The organism is Ruegeria sp. BHSA163 (genome assembly GCF_059613365.1).
In genome coordinates this window covers 1-4,876 of record NZ_JBXWSJ010000114.1, presented here as the reverse complement: position 1 = coordinate 4,876, position 4,876 = coordinate 1, and the positions used below count along the sequence as shown (strand labels likewise).

Sequence of the window (4,876 nt, the reverse complement as noted above, 5' to 3'; positions counted from 1 at the left end):
CCACCAGTTATCAGTATCGCGCCCGCAGCGATACTGCTCTCGACGACACGTTCAACTTTGTCGATTTGTGCCTTGGTCGCCAAAGGACCGTATTCCGTAGCCGGATCCGATGGGTCACCGATCAGGATATCCTCAGCCTTGGCTTTGAGTCGGCCAATTAATTCGTCCTTCACTCGACGCTGAACTAAAAGACGCGACCCGGCAACGCAGCTTTGCCCGGCGGCGCCAAAAATTCCTGCCACAACACCATTGATCATGGAATCCAAGTTTACATCGTCGAAAACTATGACAGGCGATTTCCCGCCAAGCTCTAGCGTGGTGTATGCAAGGTTTTCTGCCGAGTTTTGAACGATTTGCCTTGCGGTACCACGGCCGCCTGTAAAAGCAATGCGTGCAACGTCAGGATGCGATGTCAGCACTTGTCCGCATTCTTCGCCAAAACCCGTTATCACGTTGAAAACTCCAGGTGGAAAACCCGCTTCGTCTACAAGTTCTGCAAATTTCAGCAGCGGCCCCGGTGCATCTTCAGACGCTTTCAGCACAATGGTGCATCCTGCCGCCAGTGCAGGGCCGAATTTGACGGCTGCCAAAAATAACTGTGAGTTCCACGGAACGACAGCTGCCACGACCCCGATTGGTTCGCGGCGTAAATAGACTTCAAGTTCTTCCTTGTCGATTGGTAAATGGCTGCCTTCGATCTTGTCCGCAAGGCCCGCAAAGTAACGCACATAGTCGGCGGTATAGCCGACCTGACCCTTCGTTTCCCGGATGATTTTACCCGTGTCGATGGTTTCAATCTCGGCTAAGTCCTGCGCATTTTCTGCCAATAAATCCGCTAGTCGGTACAGCAGCTTTCCTCGTGCAGTGGGTGTCAAGCCAGCCCATTCACGCGACAGAAAGGCGCGGTTAGCCGCCTCGACCGCGCGGGCTGTGTCTGCGGCACCAGCTGCAGGCATGATGGCCCATGTTTCACCTGTTGACGGGTTTATGCTTTCAAAAGTGGAACTACCTTCGACAAAAGAGCCGTCAATGTAGTTTCGAAAAACCGGAAAGTCTCCCATTCAGCTGGCCTTTCGAGCGGGTTCACCAGACATCACTGGAACGATGTGTTCGATAAACCTTATGAGAGATTTCTTTTTCTCTTCGTGCGGATAGCCATTGTCGATCCAATAACTGAACTGATCTACCCCCCAGGATTCGTAGAGTCTTAGTCTCGTAATTACTTCTTCGGGCGTGCCGATCAGCAAATCGCGGCGCATCACGTCCGGGGCGTACATTGGGTTGGCGGCCAGCTCTTCCTCGCTAAGTGGTTCGATGAACCCGTCTTGAATAGGTCGCTTATTCATGAACCAAGCGCCAAAGTAGTTGAAATACTTGTTAAATTGTTTTGCTGCGTCCTGCGCCTCTCGCTCATTTTCGACCATGTGGGTGTGTTTGCATAACATTACTTCGCGCCGGAGTTTTCCCGGATTCTTCGCCAAAGCTTCGTTGTACTTTCGCATCAAGTCATCGACTTCTTCGTCGCCTTTCCAAAGCGGCGTGATCATTACATTGCAGTCGTTTTCCACGGCAAATTCGTGGCTGGATATATCCCGAGCGGCAACCCAAATAGGTGGGTGCGGTTGTTGCAATGGCAGAGGGCTAGGTGTGGTTTCGGGGAAGTTCCATATTTCACCTTTGTGGGTATAATTTTTTGACCAAAGGCCTTTGATTGCCGGGATAATCTCACGAAGATGAGCGCCGCCTTCGGGACCTGGCATTCCATCACATAAGCGGTCAAACTCAAACTGGTAAGCCCCGCGCGCGATACCTAGTTCCAGCCGCCCATCGGTGATAATATCGGTCAACCCAGCCTCACCTGCGAGTTTAAGAGGATGCCAAAATGGCGCGACGACAGTGCCGGTGCCAAGACGAATGGTTGTTGTTTTTTGCGCCAAATGAGTGATGTAGATAAATGGGTTGGGTGCGATGGTGAATTCCATGCCGTGATGCTCACCAACCCAAGCGATTTCAAACCCACCGGCTTCTGCAATTTCTACCAGTTCGACTAGTTCGTCCAGCAGCTCTGAGTGCGGCTTGGCTGGATCATTGCGCTCCATGTGCACGAACAGCGAAAACTTCATATGCTTATCCCCCGCTTTGCATCGATCGTTGAAGCGCGCCTACTCTGCCCACGTCAGAGTCGCCAAAATATACGCCGAACGCGTCCTGTCGGTGTTCCGCGATAAAGCGTTTCACCATACTGCGTACAGCCATGTCACTTATCTTGCCTTGATCTATGGAATCGATTGGAATCCATCTGCCGTTGCCGTCAGTTAGTTTTCCAGCGGCAGAACCGCGGTAGTAGATTGCCGTTTGATCGGTTGTGTTGTCCTCGAAAACGGCAAAAACAAAACCTACTAATACTTCAAGGCCGCGCATTTTGAGCTTGGCTTGCAACCCGCTGGAACCACCAAGACGAGGCGCCGTCGGCAACATAAGACCGCCATCGGCACTCATCTCAAAGTAAAGATGCTCATTTTGCTCAAGCAGGATGCCAACAGTGTTTGCATGTTGGGTGTTTTCGGATGCCGTGATTGCCTCTTGTGCCAAGCCAAAGGTGATATAGCCGCCTTTATGGTAAACCAGCGGATTTCCTTGATTGCCTCCAAACGCCTGTACTTTACCGATCAGGACAATGTGGTCGCCTGCGTCCACCACGTTGTGTGGTACACAATCGAACCACGCAGCTGTATCCGCGATCACTGGACTGGCGGTTGTTTCCCGGCGGGTTTCGATTCCTGAAAACTTGTCCGGCACTTTAGAAGCAAACTGGTTTGAGATGTGCTTCTGATCCTCAGTCAAAACGTTGATAACATAGGATGTCGCCTGTTCGAATATTTCGAGGCTAGAAGAAGTTTTGCTGAGGCAGACTAATACCAAGGGCGGATCAAGAGAGACCGAGGTAAAGCTGTTGGCTGTGAAACCGCGTTTCTCTCCGGTTTCAGATTCCGTTGTGACGACCGTGACCCCAGTTACGAATGTGCCAAGGGCTCGACGAAACTCGCGTGGATCGAACTGAGGCATCTGTTGATCCTTCCAAAATTCTCGAAGCACGTTATTGACCCTGTCGGGTGCGTCAAACGTCATAACATGGCGCTCGCCATCCAAGCTGACGTATGTGCCTAGTGGTGCCGCCTTGGCCATTGCCGCGGACATTGCCGGAGTGGAATTTGGATCAAGTTCGCCGGTTGCGAATAACGCCGGGACCGTAAGTCTCTGCAACTTGCCTTCATGTGCCCGATCCGAGTTGGCAAACACCTTATAAGTTCGTGCATAGCCGATCTTGTCGGCCTCGCGTAGCCATATAGCAAGTTGCTCGGCGCACCGAGCGCGGGCAGGGCAGGGGTTTTCGCCAAACCAACGGTTTAGTGTTGGAACAATAAGGTCCTCTCCATTTCCTTGGCTCAACGAAACGGAGCGGTTTTGAACCGCTTTTTTTTCCTCTTCCGAACGACAAAATACACCGTTTAACGCTGCTACGCTTTGGACACGTTCCGGGCGTCTCAGTGAATATCCCAAGGCAATTAATGATCCTAGTGAATGTCCAACAAGTTGAATGCCTCGCGCATCCAGTCGAGTGATCAGGTGATCAAGTTGGTCAATGAAGTCCTCTAACGTTGCCTCTTCGGGCGGTAAGTCGGAGTTACCATGGCCAAGCAGATCATACGACAGTACCCGATATTTGTCGGAAAACGCAGTTACTTGAGGGTCCCAGACGCGCAGCTGCATGCCGACACCGTGGACCAGAACCACCCAGTCGCCTTCGCCTCGGACTTCGTAAGATGTACCGCCGATGCGTTGGACAGTTTTTTTCGAGGCCAACACTTCAACCATCCAATGTTGTTGTGTTGTCGCCCAGATCTTTAAGGTCTTGGTAACGATCACCGGTTCTGTGGTGTGGCCGTCCCCCAATAGATGCGGCCAACGCAACAATTATTTCGTCATGCGCAGGCGCATCAGGTATTGCAAATTGGGTGGTCAGATAATGTGAGCGCCGACCCGCATCGTGTTTGTCCATTAAGGGTATTACCAGTGTACCACCGGGGCCTGATCGGACGTTAGTAAAGCTGAGATAGCTTTTTGCACCTACCGCATTGCGGAAAAAGTTCCCGAACCGTAGCGTATGGATCAGGGCTGACGCGTGTTCCACTTCACCATGTGTACCCACCTTAGCCGCTTTGCCATAAGCCTCGACGGCCTCTCCACCTCCGGTCAGTGCGAGTACCTCGTCTGTCAACAACTTACCGAGTGCCGGTGCAATCTCTTGAATTTCGGGTTTCAAGTCTTCGACAAAACCGCGCCCGAACCAAGGGTTTTTAACAATGGCCGCTGCAGTATGCAGTTGCAGAGGGAAACCAGCCGTTTTGCCGCCTTCGATAAAAGTGGTCTCAGAAAATTTGACCAGTTTTTGCAATTCAAGTGACATGTTTCGAAGATTTCAATCGATTTCACACTGCATTAGCTGACATGAAACGGGGGTAACTGTCAACAGGTGGTATGCTGGTATACCATCCTATCATCGTATTCGATCTTGCTAATCAGGCTGGATTGGTTAAACCAGAGCAAAAGCGGAAAACTCCGGGTTGTTCATGGAAAACACGCCACAGCCAGAAAGGGATCGCTCACCCGCCACGGCAGGTCTGCGTATCACTCAGGCTCCTAAAACTTTGAGGGAGCTAGCTTATGAAAACATGCGAACTGCTATTTTCACTTGGTATTTCAAACCTGGAGACCGACTCATAGAAAGGGCTCTCACCGAGGAACTTGGTGTCAGCCGATCCATTGTTCGCGAAGTGATACGCAAATTGGAAACCGAAGGCCTGGTCGAAGTTTT

5 protein-coding genes are annotated in these 4,876 nt (G+C 51.4%); 1 reads left to right on the top strand and 4 read right to left on the bottom strand.

The features are described from left to right. From AC2FNV_RS23350 to AC2FNV_RS23335, 4 genes are all read right to left on the bottom strand, one after another. Positions 1-1,061, bottom strand: a 1,061-nt coding sequence (locus AC2FNV_RS23350) for an aldehyde dehydrogenase family protein (RefSeq protein WP_496774705.1), incomplete at its 3' end; no start/stop codon positions are given. Then, on the bottom strand, positions 1,062-2,123 hold the full coding sequence (locus tag AC2FNV_RS23345; RefSeq protein WP_170605513.1) for an LLM class flavin-dependent oxidoreductase: 1,062 nt from the start codon (positions 2,121-2,123) through the stop codon (positions 1,062-1,064). A 4-nt stretch (positions 2,124-2,127) separates the two neighbouring features. Further along, positions 2,128-3,867, bottom strand: a complete 1,740-nt coding sequence (locus AC2FNV_RS23340) for an alpha/beta fold hydrolase (RefSeq protein WP_170610588.1) — start codon at positions 3,865-3,867, stop codon at positions 2,128-2,130. 1 nt (position 3,868) lies between these two features. After that, positions 3,869-4,468: an amino acid synthesis family protein gene (locus AC2FNV_RS23335; RefSeq protein WP_170605509.1), complete on the bottom strand. Its 600-nt coding sequence runs from the start codon at positions 4,466-4,468 to the stop codon at positions 3,869-3,871. Positions 4,469-4,631: 163 nt separating this feature from the next. On the opposite strand from AC2FNV_RS23335, the gene AC2FNV_RS23330 reads away from it, so the two are divergent. Beyond that, a partial coding sequence (locus tag AC2FNV_RS23330; protein WP_496774702.1) for a GntR family transcriptional regulator occupies positions 4,632-4,876 on the top strand: 245 nt, incomplete at its 3' end.